This window comes from Ruegeria sp. G12, assembly GCF_056533565.1.
Genome location: NZ_JBQFOO010000001.1, coordinates 331110 through 349742, shown reverse-complemented (window position 1 = coordinate 349742; position 18633 = coordinate 331110). Strand labels below are relative to the sequence as shown.

Annotated in this window: 16 protein-coding genes; 4 read left to right on the top strand and 12 right to left on the bottom strand. The window is 60.1% G+C overall.

Features of this window, described 5'->3' with window-relative positions; all coding sequences use genetic code 11:
• Positions 1–9: 9 nt before the first annotated feature.
• From ACR0JN_RS01715 to ACR0JN_RS01695, 5 genes are read right to left on the bottom strand one after another with little or no spacing between them, the layout of a single operon-like run.
• Positions 10–1173 carry a M20 aminoacylase family protein gene (locus ACR0JN_RS01715; RefSeq protein ID WP_480883757.1) on the bottom strand — a complete coding sequence of 388 codons (1164 nt, stop codon included), beginning with the start codon at positions 1171–1173 and terminating at the stop codon, positions 10–12.
• Between the two features lie 17 nt (positions 1174–1190).
• On the bottom strand, positions 1191–2354 hold the full coding sequence (locus ACR0JN_RS01710) for a M20 aminoacylase family protein (RefSeq protein WP_480883755.1): 1164 nt from the start codon (positions 2352–2354) through the stop codon (positions 1191–1193).
• A 14-nt stretch (positions 2355–2368) separates the two neighbouring features.
• Entirely contained in the window at positions 2369–3535 is a 1167-nt protein-coding gene (locus ACR0JN_RS01705; protein ID WP_480883754.1) for a M20 aminoacylase family protein, read from the bottom strand.
• 21 nt (positions 3536–3556) lie between these two features.
• Positions 3557–4723 carry an acetylornithine deacetylase gene (gene argE / locus ACR0JN_RS01700; protein ID WP_480883752.1) on the bottom strand — a complete coding sequence of 389 codons (1167 nt, stop codon included), beginning with the start codon at positions 4721–4723 and terminating at the stop codon, positions 3557–3559.
• Between the two features lie 5 nt (positions 4724–4728).
• Positions 4729–6549 (bottom strand): ABC transporter ATP-binding protein, encoded by a 1821-nt coding sequence (locus tag ACR0JN_RS01695; protein WP_480883750.1) that lies wholly within the window; start codon positions 6547–6549, stop codon positions 4729–4731.
• A gap of 285 nt (positions 6550–6834) precedes the next feature.
• On the opposite strand from ACR0JN_RS01695, the gene ACR0JN_RS01690 reads away from it, so the two are divergent.
• The 3 genes from ACR0JN_RS01690 to ACR0JN_RS01680 all read left to right on the top strand — a co-directional run bounded on the left by ACR0JN_RS01690 (position 6835) and on the right by ACR0JN_RS01680 (position 10616).
• Positions 6835–8541, top strand: a complete 1707-nt coding sequence (locus tag ACR0JN_RS01690) for a peptide ABC transporter substrate-binding protein (RefSeq protein ID WP_480883749.1) — start codon at positions 6835–6837, stop codon at positions 8539–8541.
• Positions 8542–8635: 94 nt separating this feature from the next.
• A complete protein-coding gene (locus ACR0JN_RS01685; protein ID WP_170710197.1) occupies positions 8636–9643 on the top strand; it encodes an ABC transporter permease in 1008 nt (335 codons plus the stop codon).
• Positions 9636–10616 carry an ABC transporter permease gene (locus ACR0JN_RS01680; protein ID WP_480818550.1) on the top strand — a complete coding sequence of 327 codons (981 nt, stop codon included), beginning with the start codon at positions 9636–9638 and terminating at the stop codon, positions 10614–10616. Before ACR0JN_RS01685 ends, ACR0JN_RS01680 begins: the two co-directional genes overlap by 8 nt.
• Before the next feature lie 6 nt (positions 10617–10622).
• Here the strand turns inward: ACR0JN_RS01680 and ACR0JN_RS01675 are convergent, their stop codons facing one another.
• From ACR0JN_RS01675 to ACR0JN_RS01645, 7 genes are all read right to left on the bottom strand, one after another.
• Positions 10623–11759 (bottom strand): MFS transporter, encoded by a 1137-nt coding sequence (locus tag ACR0JN_RS01675; RefSeq protein ID WP_480883747.1) that lies wholly within the window; start codon positions 11757–11759, stop codon positions 10623–10625.
• Positions 11760–11829: 70 nt separating this feature from the next.
• Positions 11830–13107 carry a DUF3422 family protein gene (locus ACR0JN_RS01670; protein ID WP_480883745.1) on the bottom strand — a complete coding sequence of 426 codons (1278 nt, stop codon included), beginning with the start codon at positions 13105–13107 and terminating at the stop codon, positions 11830–11832.
• A 108-nt stretch (positions 13108–13215) separates the two neighbouring features.
• The gene (locus ACR0JN_RS01665) at positions 13216–13572 is read right to left on the bottom strand and encodes a VOC family protein (protein ID WP_480883743.1); all 357 of its coding nucleotides are present in this window, start codon (positions 13570–13572) and stop codon (positions 13216–13218) included.
• Positions 13573–13726: 154 nt separating this feature from the next.
• Complete coding sequence (locus ACR0JN_RS01660; RefSeq protein WP_480816523.1) at positions 13727–15178, bottom strand: NAD(P)(+) transhydrogenase (Re/Si-specific) subunit beta; 1452 nt, start codon at positions 15176–15178, stop codon at positions 13727–13729.
• A gap of 13 nt (positions 15179–15191) precedes the next feature.
• Positions 15192–16763 carry a Re/Si-specific NAD(P)(+) transhydrogenase subunit alpha gene (locus ACR0JN_RS01655; RefSeq protein WP_480883741.1) on the bottom strand — a complete coding sequence of 524 codons (1572 nt, stop codon included), beginning with the start codon at positions 16761–16763 and terminating at the stop codon, positions 15192–15194.
• A gap of 129 nt (positions 16764–16892) precedes the next feature.
• Positions 16893–17342 carry a methyltransferase family protein gene (locus ACR0JN_RS01650; protein ID WP_480883738.1) on the bottom strand — a complete coding sequence of 150 codons (450 nt, stop codon included), beginning with the start codon at positions 17340–17342 and terminating at the stop codon, positions 16893–16895.
• A gap of 146 nt (positions 17343–17488) precedes the next feature.
• Positions 17489–18067, bottom strand: a complete 579-nt coding sequence (locus ACR0JN_RS01645) for a TetR/AcrR family transcriptional regulator (protein WP_480883737.1) — start codon at positions 18065–18067, stop codon at positions 17489–17491.
• Positions 18068–18166: 99 nt separating this feature from the next.
• Between ACR0JN_RS01645 and ACR0JN_RS01640 the strand changes: the two genes are divergently transcribed.
• Positions 18167–18631 (top strand): (2Fe-2S)-binding protein, encoded by a 465-nt coding sequence (locus ACR0JN_RS01640; protein ID WP_480883735.1) that lies wholly within the window; start codon positions 18167–18169, stop codon positions 18629–18631.
• Positions 18632–18633: the final 2 nt, after the last annotated feature.

Genomic DNA, 18633 nt, shown 5'->3' with positions numbered 1-18633 from the left:
GCCCTAAGATCAAGCCGCCGGCATAAGCTGCTCCACAATCTCAGCCCACCAGCTGCATCCCGCTGGAATCGCCTCGTCGTTAAAGTTGTACTCGGGATGATGCACCATGGCGGTGTCGCCATTGCCAACCAGAATATAGGCCCCCGGACGCTCTTCCAGCATAAAGGCGAAATCCTCGCCGCCCATGACCAGCGGCGCCTCTTCACAGTCACCGGACACCGACCGGGCCACGCCCGCAGCAAATTCGGTCTGCTCGTCGCTGTTCACCATAACCGGATAACCGCGAATATATGTGACGTCCGCCGTGCCGCCGAAAGTGGCGGCAACCCCGTTGCAGATCTCGTTAATCCGCTGCTCAGCCAGATCGCGCATCTCCTTGCTCAGCGTACGCACGGTGCCTTTGATCTGCACCGTCTGCGGGATCACGTTGAACGCCTTCGAGGATGTCTCGAACGACGTCACCGACACCACCACCTGATCAATCGGATCCGCATTGCGCGAGGCGATGGTTTGCAGCGCCAGTACCGCCTGCGCGGTCATCACCGTGGTATCCACCGTCTCATGCGGTTTCGCCGCATGGCCGCCGCGCCCCTCGAACGTGATGTCGAACTGATCGGTCGCGGCAAAGAACGAGCCAGGCCGGATCGAGAAGCTGCCCACCGGTTTGCCCGGCCAGTTGTGCATCCCATAGACCTCTTGAATACCCCAGCGGTCCATCATGCCGTCTTCACACATCTCACGACCACCGCCGCCGCCCTCTTCAGCGGGCTGGAATATCACCACAACCGTGCCGTCAAAATTACGGGTCTCGGACAGGTATTTCGCCGCCCCCAACAGCATCGCCGTATGACCGTCATGCCCACAGGCATGCATAGCTCCGTCGGTTTTTGAGGCATAGTCCAACCCGGTCGCCTCATGGATGGGCAGCGCGTCCATATCCGCACGCAAGCCGATCACCTTGCCCTTGCTATCCGACTTGCCTTTGATGACACCCACAACGCCGGTGCGACCGATACCGGTGACGACCTCATCGCAGCCGAACTCTTTCAGCTTCTCGGCAACAAGCGCGCTGGTGCGGTGGGTTTCAAACAGAATTTCAGGGTTCTCGTGCAGGTCCCGTCGCCACGCGGTGATTTCGCCCTGTAGCTCGGCAAAGCGGTTTTTGACTGGCATCTCTTCTCTCTCCTATTTCAAGCCGCCGGCATCCGGCGCTCGACCATTTCTGCGAACCACGAGCATCCGATGGGGATGATCTCGTCGTTGAAATTGTATTCGGGGTGGTGCAGGCCCGCGCTATCGCCATTGCCCAGCACAATGAAGGCTCCGGGGCGTTCTTCCAGCATGAACGAGAAATCCTCGCCCCCCATCACCATCGGCGCTTCGCCACAGTTGCCGCCCACGGAAACGGCGGCCTCGGCGGCATACCCCGTCTGTTCCTCGGCATTGATCGTCACCGGAACGCCGCGCGTATAGGTCACTTTGACCGTGCCGCCGAATGTCTCGGCGATGCCCTCGGCCACCGCGGTCACCCGCGCTTCGATCAGGTCGCGCATATCGTTGGAATGGGTCCGCACCGTGCCCCTCACCTGCGCCGACTGAGGGATCACGTTGAACGCCTTGGACGAGGTCTCGACAGAGGTCACCGACAAAACCGCCTGCAGGATCGGGTCCGCGTTGCGCGACACGATGGTCTGCAGCGCGACGATCAGCTGAGACAGCATGACGGTTGTATCAATGGTCTCCTGCGGCTTGGCCGCGTGACCACCGCGGCCTTCCACATGAATATCGAACTCATCCGCTGCGGCCAGCAATGGGCCAGAGCGGATGGCAAACTGCCCGGTCGGCACACCGGGCACATTGTGCATGGCATAGACTTCCTGAATGCCAAAACGATCCATTAGACCGTCCTTGCACATCGCCTCGGCGCCATTGCCGCCCTCTTCGGCGGGCTGAAAGATCACGATCGCCGTGCCATCAAAGTTCCGCGTCTCGGACAGGTATTTCGCTGCGCCCAACACCATCGCCGTATGCCCATCATGACCGCAGGCATGCATGGCGCCTTCGGTCTTGGAAGCATAGTCCAGCCCCGTCTGCTCCTGCATCGGCAGCGCGTCCATATCAGCGCGCAACCCGATCACGCGGCCCTGCGTGTCGGTCTTGCCCTTGATCACACCAACAACACCGGTGCGGCCGATGCCGGTTACAACCTCATCGCAGCCGAAATCTTTCAGCTTTTCCGCCACTAGAGCACTGGTGCGATGGGTCTCATACAAGATCTCGGGGTGTTGATGGATATCCCGCCGCCAACCGGTGATTTCCTCGTGCATTTCGGCAAGTCGATTCTTGATTGGCATCCGATCCTCCCAAATCAGGCGACAGGCAATCGTCGTTCCACCAGTTCAGCAAACCAGCTGCACCCAGCGGGAATAGCGTCGTCGTCAAAGTTGTATTCCGGGTTATGGCACGCGGCCGTGTCCCCGTTTCCGATAAAGATGTAGGCTCCGGGCCGTTCTTCAAGCATGTAGGCAAAATCTTCGGACGGCATGATCGGATCGGTGCTGTCATTGACCTTGCCCGCCACGGCCTGCGCGGCCTCAGCGGCATAGATTGTTTCGTCGTCCGAATTCACCGTCACCGGATAGCCCGGCGTCCATGTCATCTTGGCGTTGGCATCGAATGCCGAGGCCGTATCCTCGGCGATCCGACGCACACGGTCCTCGGCAATCTTGCGGTATTCCGGGTCCAACGTCCGCACAGTGCCCCGCAATCGTACCGTATGGGCAATCACGTTCGAGGCAACGCTGTCCGTCTCGAACGTTCCAACGGTCAGCACCACGCGCTTGATCGGATCAACGGTACGCGCCACAACCGACTGCAGCGCCACAACAATATGCGACGCCACAAGCGTGGTATCGACCGCTTCATGTGGTGCGGCGGCGTGCCCGCCCTTGCCGGTCACGACGATTTCAAACTCATCGGACGAGGCCAGCAAAGCGCCGGGCCGGATCGCAAATTCTCCGACCGGCAGGCCCGGCATGTTGTGCATGCCGTAGACTTCCTGAATACCCCAACGCTCCATCATGCCGTCCTGACACATGGCCAGACCGCCTGCGCCACCTTCTTCGGCGGGTTGAAAGATCAACACCACCGTACCGTCGAAATTCCGCGTCTCAGCCAGATATTGCGCCGCGCCCAAAAGCATCGAGGTATGCCCGTCATGCCCACAGGCGTGCATCTTGCCCGAAACGGTCGAGGCATAGTCCAGCCCCGTCGCTTCTTCGATCGGCAGCGCATCCATATCCGCCCGCAGCCCGATCACCCTACCTTGGGTGTCCTGCCGACCCTTGATCACCGCCACAACGCCTGTCTTGCCGATCCCCGGCGTGATCTCATCGACGCCGAACTCTTTCAAACGGTCGACCACAAACCCCGCGGTTTCTTCGACGTCATACATCAGCTCGGGATGCATATGCAGATGACGACGCCACTTGGTGATCTCGCCATGCATTTCGGCGAGGCGGTTCTTGACGGGCATCTTTGACCTCCGATCAGAGCGTTATTCGCAGAGCCGTTCTACCAGACGTTCCATGAATTTTTGGCCTGCGTTGAATTGAGAAATCGTAATGAATTCATTTGGCTGATGGGCCTGCGCGATATCGCCGGGGCCGCAGATGACGGCGGAATAGCCCGCCTCCTGAAACTGCCCGGCCTCGGTGCCATAGCTGACCACATGGCTGGCATTGTCGCCGGTGAGCGAGCGCACCAGCATCTCGGCCTCACCTTCGGTCTCGGGCACCAAGGCAGGCACTGCGAAATGGTCGGTAACATCGATGCGCGCCTCGGGGTGAACGGCCTGCATCCGGGCCTCGGCCAGTTTCACCTGTTCCAGATAGTCCGCGCGCCATTGGGCCGCGCTTTCGCCCGGCACCACGCGGAAATCCATCATGAAACGGCAATCCTTGGCCGTGATGTTATGCGCGGTACCACCTTCGATCATGCCCACATGGCACGTCGTCCAGGGCGGATCGAACACCGCCGCGATGTCCGAAGGCTGCGCCGCCATGTTCTGAGCATTGCGCCGGTTGGCCCAGTCGATCAGCGGCGCGGCCTCCATGATCGCGTTGACGCCGGTGTGCATGATCGAGCTATGCACCTCGAACCCAACCATATGCGTGTCATAACCGAACCCGCCCTTGTGGCCGGTGACGGCCTGCATCACCGACGGCTCACCCACAATCACGGCAGAGCCCTTGGGCAGCACCCCTTGCATCGCCTCGATCATCGGTGGGGCACCGGTGCAGCCGACCTCTTCGTCAAAACTCAGCGCCAGTTGCAGGGGGCGTTTGATGCCTGCGTGATGTGCCTCGACCAGGGCCCAGATGGCCAGAGCGTCAAAGCCTTTCATGTCGCAGGTGCCGCGCCCGAAATACTTGTCATCTTTCTCGGTGACGACGAAGGGATCAGTGTCCCACGGCTGACCATCGACCGGCACCACATCCGTGTGACCGGACAGGACAATCGCGCCCTCGTCCCACGGACCGACATGCGCGAACAAAGCGGCCTTGTGGGGCTGATCGGGATCCGGCCAGCGATGCGCCTCGATCCCGTGGCTGGCCAGATAGCCTTCGACCCAATCCACCAGCGGCAGGTTGGTGTCGCGGCTGACCGTGGGAAATGAGATCAGCTTGGTCATGATCTCAAGCGGAGACAGGCGTTCAGCCATGAGGCTTAGTACCCGCTGTCGGTGGTCAGAACAAAATGGCCCGGTTCGACCTCGTTGTATTGCGAGGGTTCGGGGGTGTAGCCAATTGGATGAATTGGCGACGGGATCGGCTTGAAATTCAAATCTTTTTCCGATTTGCGCTTGTTCGGATCGGCAATCGGCACCGCCTTCATCAGCGCCTGCGTATACGCATGCTGGGGGTTCTCGAACACCCGCGCACGGGGCCCCAATTCGACGATCCGACCCAGATACATCACGCCCACATGGTGGCTGACCCGTTCAACCACCGCCATGTCATGGCTGATGAACAGATAGCTGAGGCTCAGTTCCGATTGCAGTTCCATCATCAGATTCAGCACCTGCGCCTGCACCGAGACGTCCAGCGCCGAGACCGCCTCATCCGCTACGATCAACTTGGGGTTCAGGGCCAGCGCACGGGCAATGGCGATCCGTTGACGCTGACCACCCGACATCTCATGCGGGAAGCGGCGCATGAAGTTGCGCGGCAGTTGCACTTTGTCGAACAGTTGCGCCACCCGATCCTGCAGTTCCGAGCCCGAGGCGACACCGTAGTTGCGCATCGGTTCCGCCACCTGATCGACCAGCTGCATCTGCGGGTTCAGCGAGGCGAACGGGTCCTGAAAGATCATCTGCATGTCCAGCCGCGCCTTACGCAGGCCCGCCGGATCCAGCTTCATGATATCGACGCCGTCCAGATCGACCTCACCCTTCATCGGCTCGACCAGCCGCAGGATCGACCGCCCGGCCGAAGACTTGCCGCAGCCCGACTCACCCACAAGGCTGAGGGTCTGACCACGGTTGATGGTGAACGACACATCCTCGACCGCGTGCACGTTCGAAATGGTCCGCCGCAGCAATCCGCCTTTGACGGGGAAGCGTGTGGTCAGGTTCTTGACGGTCAACAGCACGTCTTCGGTGCCCGGAATAGGCGCGATGTTCTGACCTTCGGCGCCCAGCAGCTTCATCGGCTCGGGCGCGGCCTTGCCCTGCATTTCACCCAGCTTGGGCACTGCGGCCAGCAGCGCCTTGGTGTAATCGTGCTGCGGGTTTTCGAAGATTTCGTTAACGGTACCTTCTTCGACCTTGTTGCCCCGGAACATCACGACCACGCGGTCGGCCATCTGCGCGACCACGGCCATGTCGTGCGTGATGAACATCACCGCCGTCCCGGTTTCGCGCTTGAGACGGTCCATCAGCGCCAGAATCTCGGCCTGAATGGTCACATCCAGCGCGGTTGTGGGCTCATCCGCAATCAGCAGGCGCGGTTCGCAGGCCATGGCCATGGCGATCACGACGCGCTGCCGCATCCCGCCGGACAGTTCGTGCGGGTACTGCTTGAGCCGCCGCTCAGGCTCGGGGATGCGGACCTGTCGCAGCAGTTCCAGCGCACGCTCCTCGGCCTGTGCCTTGGACATATCCTTGTGGATGCGCAGCCCCTCGGTCAGCTGACGACCCACGGTGAACACCGGGTTCAGCGCGGTCATCGGCTCTTGAAAGATCATCCCGATCTCATTGCCGCGAATCTGTTTCATCAGATCCTGATTGGCATCGGCCAAATTCATCTCGTCGCCATCGCGGCGATCAAACAACAATTGCCCGCCCGCGATCTCGCCCCCGCCGAACTCGACCAGCCGCATCAGCGACAGCGAGGACACCGACTTGCCGGACCCGGATTCGCCAACGATACATACGGTTTCGCCAGGATTCACCTCGAACGAGACATCCTCGACGCCGACCACCGGACCGTCCTTGGTCTGAAACTCGACCCGCAGTTTTTTGATCTGGGCAATAGGCTGATCCAGCACGCGCGCTCTCCCCTTGGCGGCTTTTTGGTTTGAGTGCCAAACGCTAAGGCGGGGGGGCGGGAAAAGTCAAACCCATTGCCGGTTTTCCTGAAGGCAAGGCTTGCAATTTTCTAAAACTCTGTTTCGATACGCCGCGTAACCGTTTTGGGGAGAAGACGGAATACACGTTCGTGTGACTGCCGTTATCGTTGTTTTTCAACACCCTAAAGCCCAAAGCGGCAACGCCAAATCCGCGGGCATCGCGGAGAATACAGAGACACCGATGTGTCCAACATGGAGTGTATGATGAAAATCAAAACCCTTTTGCTTGGTGCGATTGCAAGCACGGCGATGGCCCCGATGGCCTTTGCCGAGCGCGGGTCGGACGGCAATGTCAGCATTATTTATTGGCAGGCCCCGTCGATCCTGAACCCGTTTTTGTCGGGCGGCACCAAGGATGTGGAATCAGCCTCGCTGGTGATTGAACCGCTCGCCCGCTATGACCAGGACGGCAATATGGTTCCGTTCCTCGCGTCCGAGATTCCGACGGTCGAGAATGGCGGCGTCAGCGAAGACCTGACCTCGATCACCTGGAAAATCGCGCCGGGAATCACCTGGTCAGACGGCACTCCGTTCACCTCGGCGGATGTGAAATTCACTGCCGATTACTGCATGCACCCCGAAGGCGGCTGTGCGCAGGTCACCAAGTTCGAAGGCGTGACCTCGGTCGAGGCCGTGGACGATCTGACCGTCAAAGTCACCTTCGACGCCCCCACCCCGTTCCCCTACGGCCCGTTTGTGGGCGGTGAAAGCCCGATCATTCAGGCCGCGCAGTTCGCCGATTGTGTCGGTGCAAAAGCACCCGAATGCACCACCGAGAACTTCAACCCAATCGGCACCGGGCCCTTTGTGGTCACCGAGTTCAAGCCGAACGACGTGATCACATTCAAGGCTAACGACAACTACCGTGACCCGTCGAAACCCGCGTTTGCGACCGTGACCTTCAAGGGCGGCGGCGACGCGACTGCGGCTGGCCGCGCGGTTATGGAAACCGGCGAGTTTGACTATGCCTGGAACCTGCAGCTTGCGCCCGAAGTGATCGCGCAGATGCAGGAAGGCGGCAAGGGCACGCCGGTTGCAGGCTTCGGCCCGCTGGTCGAGCGTATCATGCTGAACCAGACCAACCCCTCGCCCGACCTGCCGGAAGGTGAGCGTTCGACGGCCAAGCATCCGCACCCGTTCCTGACGGACCCTGCGGTTTACAAGGCGATGTCGATGGCCATCGATCGTCCGCTGCTGGTGGAAATCGGTTATGGTCAGGCAGGCAAAGTGACCTGTAACTGGGTTCCGGCCCCGGCTGCGTTCAACTCGACCTCGATGACCTGTGACACGCAGGATATCGCAGGCGCAAACGCATTGCTGGACGAAGCTGGCATCGTTGACACCAATGGCGATGGCATCCGCGAAAAAGACGGCGTGCCGCTGAAAGTGGTCTACCAGACTTCGACCAACGCCGTCCGTCAGGACTTCCAGGCGCTGATCAAGGAGTGGTGGAGCCAGATCGGCATCGACTCGGAACTGCGCAACATCAACGCATCGGTCTTCTTCGGTGGTGATCCGGGCTCGCCCGACACGTTCCAGAAGTTCTATGCCGACGTTGAAATGTACGCCAACACCTTCAACGGCACCGACCCGCAATCCTATCTGGGCAACGGTCTGTGCGACAAAGCTCCGAAACCGGAATCCCAGTGGCAGGGCGAAAACATCAGCCGCTTCTGCAACGAGGAATTCGACAAGCTGCACGGTCAACTGGCCGAAACCGCAGGTCTTGAGCAGCGTGCCGAGATCGCGAAAAAGCTGAACGACATCATCGTGCAGAACGGCGGCATGATCCCGTTGGTTCACCGTGGTCGTCTGTCGGCGCACGCAAACACCCTGGGTGGCGTTGTCCTGAATGTTTGGGACAGCGAGCTGTGGAACATTGCGGACTGGTACCGCAAGACCGGTTCCTAAGCTTTAGCCTTGCAAATCTGCGCCCCGATCCATATCGGGGCGCAGTCCTTTGCACACCACCCCAACAAGAAGACGCATATAAAGGCGCCTCTTAATGCTCAATTTTACCATCAGACGACTGGTGCTGGCCGTACCCACGCTGCTGTTCATCAGCCTCGTCATCTTCCTGCTGCTCGAGCTTGCCCCCGGCGATCCGATGGCGCAGGTTCCGCTTACCGTCCCCCCCGAAGTCAAAGAGAAGATGCGCGAGGCGCTTGGCCTCGGCCAGCCGATGCATATCCGGTTCTGGAAATGGATCGTGCAGTTCTTCTGGATCGAACCTCAGGTTCTGATCGACGCCATGTTCGGCACCACCTTTTCCGAAGGTGACCTGCGTGTGATTTCGTGGCAGACCCGCTCGCCCGTCATGGACATCGTCGTTCAGCGTATCCCGCAGACCCTGTGGGTTGTCGGCACCGCCTATGTGGTCGCCATCCTGATCGCCCTGCCCATCGGCATCTATTCCGCCTATCGCCAGTATTCGTGGTTCGACCAGATGGGCACCTTTGTATCGATGGTCGGCTTCTCGGTTCCGCCGTTCTTCTCGGGCGTGCTGGTGATCGTGATCTTTTCGGTCCAGCTGGGCTGGTTCCCGTCGATCTATGACACGACCCATGTGGTGAATAGCTGGGACAGCTTTGTTGTGCAGCTCAAGCAGATGATCATGCCGGTCATGGTTCTGGCCCTGCAGATCACCGCGCAGCTAAGCCGCTTCATGCGCGCCTCGATGCTGGACAACCTCAATCAGGATTACGTTCGCACCGCCCGCGCCAAGGGTCTGAGTGAATATACCGTCGTCATGGTCCACGTCCTGCGCAACTCGATGATCCCTGTCGTCACCGTTATTGCGCTGGGTATCCCGGCCATCTTCGGCGGCGCGATCATTACCGAGCAGGTATTCAAGGTGAATGGCATCGGCCAGTTGCTGATCGGGGCCATTCAGGCCAACGACCTGCCGATGGTGCAGACGCTGACCTTCATCTTTGCCGTGCTAATCGTGCTGTTCAACCTGATCGCCGACGTGCTGTATGGCATTCTGGACCCGAGGATTCGCTATGACTGATCATGATCGTACCGATACCCTGGTCCCCGACGAAGGGCTGGCCCCGGCCTCGACGGCATTGCCCACAGCAGACGTGATGGAGGAACTGACCACCCCGCCCCGCAGCCAGTGGCGCGATGTGTGGGATCAGTTCAAGACCCACAAGGGCGCGATGATCGGAGCGGTCCTGTTCGTCTTCATCGTCGCAGCCGTGTATCTTGGCCCCTACCTCTGGACCATCGACCCGACGCAGATCGACATCCGCTCGCGCAATCAGGGGCCCAGTCTGGCGCACCCGTTTGGCACCGACCAGTTGGGCCGCGATATCATGGCGCGAATGATGTCGGGCGGTCAGACCTCGGTTTCAGTTGGCATCACCGCGATGCTGCTGGCGCTGTTTCTAGGCTCGTTCATCGGCGTTCTGGCAGGGTTCTTCAAACGGCTGGACGGCCCTCTGATGCGCCTGACCGATCTGTTCCTGGCGCTGCCTCTGTTGCCGCTGCTGCTGGTCATGATGCTGCTGTTCCGCGAGCCGCTGTCGGCGGCCTTCGGACTTGAGCGCGGCATCTTCATCCTAATCGTCTGCGCAATAGGCATCACCTCGTGGATGCCGACCGCGCGGATCGTGCGGGGGGACGTGCTGGCCATCAAAGAGCGTGAGTTTGTTCTGGCCGCCCGGTCCATCGGCACCAGCAACAGCCAGATCATCACGCGGCACATCCTGCCGAATGTGCTGTCTCCGATCATGGTGTCAGCCACGCTGGGCATCGCCACGGCGATCATCACGGAAAGCGCGCTGTCCTTCCTGGGCCTCGGCTTCCCGCCTGACTTCCCGACATGGGGCCGGTTGCTCTTCGATGGCGTCGACTACCTGCAGCAATACCCCGAGCGCGTGTTCTGGCCCGGTCTGGCGATCTCGCTGACGGTGCTGAGCGTCAACTATCTGGGCGATGGCCTGCGCGATGCGCTCGACCCGCGTATTCGCGGGCGCTAAACAAACTCAGTCGGCGCGCCTCAGCGCGCCGACGCACACTACGATCAGAACGGCCAGCGGCAGCAGAACCGCAAAGGCCAGTCGCAAGGTCAAAAGCTCGGCCAGAAACCCGATCAGGGGCGGCCCGATCAGCAAGCCGCCGTACCCGAGCGTAGCGACACTGGCGATGGCCTGCCCGGGCGGCACGTTCGGGTCGTTGGCCGCGCGGCTGAAGGCCAGCGGCATGATCACCGCATAGCCCACACCCATCATCCCAAACCCAAGCAAAGCCAGCGGCACCGCGCCCGCAGACACAACACAGAACACGCCCAACGCCGCACAGACCCCTCCGAACCGGGCCGAGGCGACGGGGCCGAACCGGGCGATAACAACCCCTCCGGCAAGCCTGCAGACCACCATTGCGACCGAGAACACCGCATAGCCGAGCGCAGCCACGCTTTCGGCGGCATCAATGGCGTCGCGCAGGAATACCGCGCTCCAATCCGCAACGGCCCCTTCCCCCAACGCGCCGCACAGCGCGGTGACGCCGACAAGGATCAGCGCGCCCGAGGGTAAGGCAAACAACGACCCCGGTTCTGACTCCGACCGCCGCGACGTCCACGGAACCCAAGACAAAGCCAAGGCAAACAGAACCACAAAACCGCCTGCCACCAGAAAATGCTGCAACACGGTCAGTTGGACCTGTACGGCCACAAAGCCGCTGACCGCGCCCAGCCCTGCCCCAAGGCTCCACATCGCGTGAAACGAGGACATCAGCGGCTTGTCAAAACGTTGCTCAACCTCGGCAGCCCAGGCATTCATCGCCACATCCATCGAGCCGTGAAACGCGCCGAAGATGAACAGAAACACCGCCAAGGACGCAAAGCTGTCCGCCAGCGCCAGCAGGACCAGCGACAAAGTGTAAAGAACCGCGATCACCCGCGTCACCGCAACCGCGCCAAACCGGTCCGTCAGCCGCCCGGTGATGGGAAACGAAATCACCGCCCCTGCCGCCATGAACAAAAGGCCATAGCCCAACGCTTCGTGGCTGAGGTGCAGGTGGTCGCGCACCGCCGGAATGCGAGACGCCCAGATGCCAAACAAGGCACCGTTCAGAATGAACATGGCCGCCACAACGCGCCAAGCGGCAACAACTCCGATCACTGGAAAACCCCCGGTTCAACGACCTCTGATCGCGATCCGTTCTACACCGCTTTGCGGGGCTGGCAAGCCGCTACTCTAACCGGCGGCGAATACGGCGGATTGCAAACCAGACGCCCAGCACTATCGGCAGCGTAACCAAAGCGGTCAACATGCCCTTGCTGATGCCCGCCTGTGTCACCGGATACAGCAGATAACTGACCAGCGACACTGCGTAGTAGCTGATGGCAACCACCGAGAGCCCTTCAACCGTGTGCTGCAGCCTCAGCGCCAGATCGGCGCGGCGGTCCATGCTTTCCAGCAGCGCCTGATTTTGTGCGCTGCGTTCGACATCGACCCGTGTCCGAAGCAGCTCACCCGCGCGGATCGCTCTGTCCGACAGGGTCTGCAGGCGCTTTTCCGTTGATTTCACCGTGCGAATGGCCGGGTCGTACCGGCGCATCATGAAATCGGCAAAGGTCTGTCCGCCCTGAAACCGCTCCTCGCGCAGAACTTCGATCCGTTGGTTCACGATGACCTCATAGGCTCCGGTGGCTCCAAACCGGAATGCGCACCGGGCCGAAAGGGTTTCCAGTTCCGTCGACGTGGCCAAAAGCTGGAGCAGCAGATCATCGGGATGTTTGTCACCATCCGTCATCTCGACCATCAGATCGCTCAGCTTTTTGTCCAACTCACCAATGCGCGGCATCAGGCTTTTGACCCTGGCGAAGCCGAGCATCGACACCGCCTTATAGATCTCAATTTCGCACAGCCGCTGAATGATCCGCCCGGTTCGCCTGTCGCCGGTTCCGTCCGACACAAACAAGGCGAAACGCATGTGCCCGGCGGGATCGATGCGAAAATCGCTTGCACAAATGGCCGAGTCATCAAGCACACGGGCAACAGCCAGGCTTTCGGGTTCGAACCAGTCGGACAGGCACGCCACAACCTGTTCGTCATCCGGGCGCGGCACAACACGGATCAGGACCGAGGTCACCCTCTGCCCAGGGCTGCTCTGCAACCAGTCGGTAGGAAAGACCTCGAAATCCGCCGGGTTGAAGGGCCGGTCACTCACGTTCTGAGTAATCGCCGTGTAGGTCACAAACTCAGTATGCTGTTCCCACTTCAGCCAGTGGCGTCCGATCTGGCCTGCGTAATGCGTGGCCGCAGGCTGCGGATGCGGTGCGCCGTGACGATTGAGCAACTCGGTCAGATGAGCGATGTCTTCGGCCTTATCCCGACCAACGGCGTCATCCGGTTTCTTGATCGCCAGGAAAGCCACGGTGCATGGCACCTTCGCAACCGGGAACGGCCGCGCATGCAGTTCATTGGCCAGCGCAAAACGCAGGGGATGATCCTGGATAGGTGTCATAAATCGCTCCGTACAGTCCACAAGGACTATACGTTACTTGTTCAATACATCAATTCTCATTTTATTTCATATACTTACATGAGTGCTACGGTATACAAACCCGCTATCTCATTGATTTGGCTGCCAGAGCTCGATGGGATTGCCCTCGGGATCGTGTATGCGGGCGAATTTACCAACCTCACTGTCCCATTCGGCATTGGTTTCCACCGTAATCCCGGCGGCTTCCAGCTGCGCGGTCAGGGCAGCCAGATCGTCGACGCGGAAGTTAATCATCCATTGCTGTTCGGCCCGCCCGAAATACCCGGTGTCTTCGGCAAACGGAGCAAACACCGTATACCCTTCCCGCTGTTTCCAGGGCACCGGATCATAATGATGGACGCCCAGATGTTTCTCATACCACGCGCTCAATGCCGCTGGGTCTTTGGCGCGAAAGAACACTCCGCCAATTCCGTTCACCTTCTGCATCACAGACCTCCAGTGTGATCTCAATGTACCACACCCCGTCTGCTTCATCTGGCCAAAAATATCCTGGGGGGATCATGGGGGGCGAAGCCCCCCAACAATAAACAAGAAAAGGGCGCCCGCAGGCGCCCTTTGCAATTTGATTGTACCCCTAAGATCAGTCGATCATTGGCAGCAGCTTGTCCAGCGACGCTTTGGCATCGCCATAGAACATGCGAGTGTTTTCCTTGAAGAACAGCGGGTTTTCGATGCCCGAATACCCGGTGCCCTGACCACGCTTGGATACGAAAACCTGCTTGGCCTTCCAGCATTCCAGAACCGGCATCCCGGCAATGGGGCTGTTGGGATCTTCCTGCGCCGCAGGGTTCACGATGTCGTTCGAGCCGATGACGATGGCCACATCCGTTTCTGGGAAGTCATCGTTGATCTCGTCCATCTCCAGCACGATGTCATAGGGCACCTTGGCCTCGGCCAGCAGCACGTTCATGTGCCCCGGCAAACGACCGGCGACCGGGTGGATTGCAAACCGCACCTCTTTCCCGGCGGCGCGCAGCTTGCGAACCAGTTCGCTGACCGACTGCTGCGCCTGCGCAACCGCCATACCGTAGCCCGGGATGATGATCACGCTGTCAGCGTCATTGAGGGCCGCGGCCACGCCATCGGCTTCGATGGCCACCTGCTCGCCCTCGACCTCCATCTGCGGGCCCGAAGTGCCGCCGAAGCCGCCCAGGATCACGCTGACAAAGTGCCGGTTCATCGCCTTACACATGATGTAGGACAGGATCGCACCCGAGGAACCAACCAGCGCACCGACCACGATCAGCAGGTCGTTGCCCAGCGAGAAGCCGATTGCTGCCGCCGCCCAGCCCGAATAGCTGTTCAGCATCGACACAACCACCGGCATGTCGGCCCCGCCGATGCCCATGATCAGGTGATAGCCGATGAACAGCGCCGCCAGCGTCATCAGAAGCAACGGGAAGAAGCCACCCGAGCTGGTGTACCAAATCAGACAGATCAGCGAGAGGCCAGCCGCCGCCGCATTCAGCGCGTGGCCACCGGGCAGCTTGGTTGCCGCCGAAGTCACCTTGCCCGCCAGCTTGCCGTAAGCCACGACCGAGCCGGTGAAGGTGATCGCACCGATGAAGATGCCCAGGAACAGTTCCACGTGCAGGATTGCCAGTTCGGCTGGCGTCTTCTTTGCGATCAGCTTGGCAAATTCGCCCAGACCGGTCAGTTCGACCTCTTTCGCCGCGTCGGCGATGGCAAAGACCTCGGCAACATTCTGAATCTCGAAATGCGCGTTGAAACCGACGAACACGGCCGCCAGACCGACCAGCGAGTGCATCGCGGCCACCAATTGCGGCATCTCGGTCATCTGTACGCGTTTCGCAACGTATTGGCCGATCAGACCGCCACCGATGATCAGCAGGATCGATAGCAGCCACAGACCGGAACCGGGGCCGACCAGCGTGGCAAAGACCGCCAGTGCCATACCGACGATGCCATACCAGACCGCGCGCTTGGCGCTTTCCTGGTTCGACAGACCGCCGAGTGAAAGGATGAAAAGGACAGCCGCAACGACGTAAGCGGCAGTGGTGAAGCCAATCATCTACCCGGCCTCCTTAAGATTTCTGGAACATGGCGAGCATGCGCCGGGTGACAAGAAAGCCGCCGAAGATATTGATCCCGGCCATAAACACGGACAGCGCCGCCAGCAGAATGACCAGGAACGATCCCGATCCGATCTGCATCAACGCCCCAACGATGATGATCGACGAGATCGCGTTGGTGATCGCCATCAACGGTGTGTGCAAGCTGTGCGAGACATTCCAGATCACCTGGAAGCCCACGAAGATCGCCAGCACAAAGACGATGAAGTGCTGCATGAAGCTGGCCGGAGCAACCAGCCCCACCAGCAGCATCAGCGCGCCACCGACCCCTAACAGAGTGACCTGCTGCTTGGTCTGCGCCTTGAAGGCCGCGATTTCCTGCGCCTTTTTCTCTTCCAGGGTCAGTTCCTTGACTTCCGGTTTCTTCTGCGCCGCAATCGCCTGCACCTTGGGCGGCGGCGGCGGGAAGGTGATGTCACCCTCGAAGGTCACAGTCGAACCGCGGATCACGTCATCTTCCATGTCGTGATTGATCTGACCGTCCTTCTCGGGCGTCAGATCAGTCATCATGTGACGGATATTGGTAGCGTAGAGCGACGACGACTGCGCCGCCATCCGGCTGGGGAAATCGGTATAGCCGATGATGGTCACGCCATTGTCGGTCACGATCTTCTCATCCGCCACAGTCAGCTTGCAGTTGCCGCCCTTTTCCGCCGCAAGGTCCACGATAACCGAGCCCGGCTTCATCGCCTCGACCATATCCTTGGTCCACAGCTCAGGAGCCTCGCGGTTCGGGATCAGCGCGGTGGTGATCACGATGTCCATCTCAGGCGCCAGTTCACGGAACTTGGCCAGCTGCGCATTGCGGAACTCTTCCGACTGGACCGAGGCATAGCCGCCGGTTGATGCGCCGTCCTGCTGTTCTTCCTCGAAGTCCAGATAGACGAATTCGGCCCCCATGGATTCGACTTGCTCGGCCACTTCCGGGCGCACGTCGAACGCATAGGTGATCGCACCAAGCGAGGTCGAGGTTCCGATAGCGGCCAGACCGGCCACACCGGCCCCGACGATCAGCACCTTGGCAGGCGGCACCTTGCCTGCCGCTGTCACCTGACCGGTGAAGAAACGACCAAAGTTGTTGCCCGCTTCGATAACGGCACGATACCCCGCGATGTTCGCCATCGAGGACAGCGCGTCCATCTTCTGCGCGCGGCTGATCCGCGGCACCATCTCCATGGCGATGACATTGGCACCCTTGGATTTGGCCAGTTCCATCCCTTCTTCGTTCCCCGCAGGGTTGAAGAACGAGATCAACGTCTTGCCCTTGGTCAGGCGCTTGAGCTCGACTTCGGTCGGCACCCGGACCTTGGCGACGATGTCAGCGGTTTTCCAAAGCGAAGCGGCGGTTTTGACAATCTCGACGCCGACGGCCTCGTATGCCGCATCGGAAAAGCCGGCAGCGGCACCTGCACCTTTCTCAATGGCGCAGTCATAACCCAGTTTCTGTAGCTGAACAGCCGAGTCCGGGGTCATTGCCACCCGATTCTCTCCGTCCAGTATTTCCTTCGGTGTGCCTATCTTCACTGGCAGTTCCCCCTAATTTTCACTCAGGCCGAGCGGGTGGTCAGCATTGTTTGTTAAGCATTCATGTATCTCGCGCAAGATTATTTCGCAAGCGCGGCATTTTACGCATTAGGTCATCAGTTGCATACCTCATATCCATCGCCTTGTTTGCTGTTCGTATCTGGCAAAATCCATCCGAAAGGTCCGCCGCAAACGATCCTCTTCCGGCAGGATGAAGCGCCGTTCCAGCACCCAGACAAATATCGGGACCAGCACCAGCGACACCACGGCGTCAAAGCGCAAAATCAATCCAGCAAGGATAAGAACATCGCCCACGTAGATCGGATTGCGGCTGCGTTTATAGATGCCCGTCTGCACCATGGCCGAGGGCGTCTCGTGCGGGATGACCGTGGTCCGGTGACGGCGGAATTCCAGAACGGCGAGCACGGCAAGCAATATGCCGCCGCCGATTAGAATACCGCTCAGCAGTTGCGTTACGCCACCTGACAGGGATAACCCGAGGCCAAGGTAATTCGCCTGCAGCCAGGCCAGCAGGGCAAATCCCAAAAGCCAGACAGGCGGTATGTCGATCCGGCGCATGCGCGATCCTTTTGGGTGACGACACGCATGGCACATGTCGCTTCTGCGACACGTCCTACCGGTTTCAGGCCGCAATGGCAAAAAACAGGATGTCGCATCACCGAGGATACACGTTTGGCTGGTCTGATTTGATCGGCGTCAGTGACCTACCGAACCTCCAACCCCGCCCCAAGCAGCGCCGCCAACTGCGTTGTTCGCGTCTCGAAATCCTCGGCGCTCGCCGCTGTCAACTTGATGCCCTTGAGCGAGGCAGTAATGGTCTGAGCGGTCTCATCCGGCCCCGCCGTCAGCTTCACCCGTCCAGCCGCCTCCTCTCGTGTCAGCCATGCGGAGTAAAGCGCCGTCAGCTTTGCCTCGCCCTTTTCGACAATATCAGTCGACATGGATTTGGTGGTGTCCAACATCTCCAACCCGTGTGGCGAGGCCAGAATGGCGGCCATGCCTTCGCTTTGGGCGTCGACCGCATCTTTCAGAACTCGGGACACAGGCCCGTCGCCCACCAGCGCCTGACTGACGGCGGCGATCTTCCCCTCATAGTGCAGTTCGGTGAGCTTGCGGACAATCGCTTCTTTATTCTTGTAGTGCAGATAGACGGCGGGTCGGGACATGCCCGCACCGCGCGCAATGTCGTCCATCGAGGTTTTGCGGAATCCATAGCTCGCGAAGGCCTGAAAGGCCGAGTTCAGGATCGCTGTTTGTCGAGAGTCATCAGTGGTTTCCGTCATGAAGAAACCTCTGACACTTTTTGCTCATTTTGTCAATTGACATGCTGACACTTTACGCTAAATATGTCAGAAACCAGCTACAGCTACGAGAGGTGCGCCATGGCGACGGGCCTGAAAATCAACGGCAAGCAACATCAGGTAGACCTGCCTGACGATGTTCCCCTGCTTTGGGTGCTGCGGGACGAGATCGGCCTGACCGGCACCAAATTCGGCTGCGGCGTTGCCGCCTGCGGGGCCTGCACGGTTCACATTGATGGTGAGGCGGTGCGCTCGTGCCAGGTCGCCCTGTCAGATGTCTGGGGGGATGTGACCACGATCGAGGGCGTTGGCACTCCGGACGCGATGGCGGCCATCCAGCAGGCCTGGGTCGATCACCAGGTGGCACAGTGCGGCTATTGCCAGTCCAGCCAGATCATGCAGGCCGCCGCGCTGCTGGCAGAAAACCCCAGCCCATCGGATGCGGATATCGACGACGCCATGCAGGGCAACCTGTGCCGCTGCGGCACCTACCCGCGCATCCGCGCCGCGATCCATGACGCGGCCTCAAAACTGAAAAAGGTGTAAGC